Annotated in this window: 1 protein-coding gene; it reads left to right on the top strand. The window is 72.9% G+C overall.

Annotated elements, in window-relative coordinates; all coding sequences use genetic code 11:
* Positions 1–336: acyltransferase domain-containing protein (locus IH54_RS41135; protein ID WP_043183737.1), on the top strand; the 336-nt coding region annotated here is incomplete at both ends.

Genomic DNA, 336 nt, shown 5'->3' with positions numbered 1-336 from the left:
CGCCCACATCGCCGGCGTCCTCACCCTCGAAGACGCCGCCCGCCTCGTCACCGCCCGCGCCACCCTCATGGGCGAACTACCCCCCGGCGGCGCCATGGCCGCGCTGGAGGCCACACCCGAGGAGACCGCCGAGCTGCTCGCCGGCCACGGCGCCGAGGTCGGCGTGGCCGCGTACAACACGCCGACGAGCACGGTCGTTTCGGGCCCCACAGGCGTCATCGAGGACATCGCCGGTGTGTGGAAGGGCCGGGGGCGCAAGGCGCGCGTCCTCCAGGTCTCGCACGCCTTCCACTCACCCCTCATGGACCCCGTCCTCACCCCCTTCACCCAAGCAAT

The sequence above is a fragment of the Streptomyces sp. NRRL F-5123 genome, from assembly GCF_000721495.1.
Lineage (GTDB): Bacteria > Actinomycetota > Actinomycetes > Streptomycetales > Streptomycetaceae > Actinacidiphila.
The sequence above is the reverse complement of the archived record's forward strand: the minus strand, read 5'-3'. Positions and strand labels throughout refer to the sequence as shown.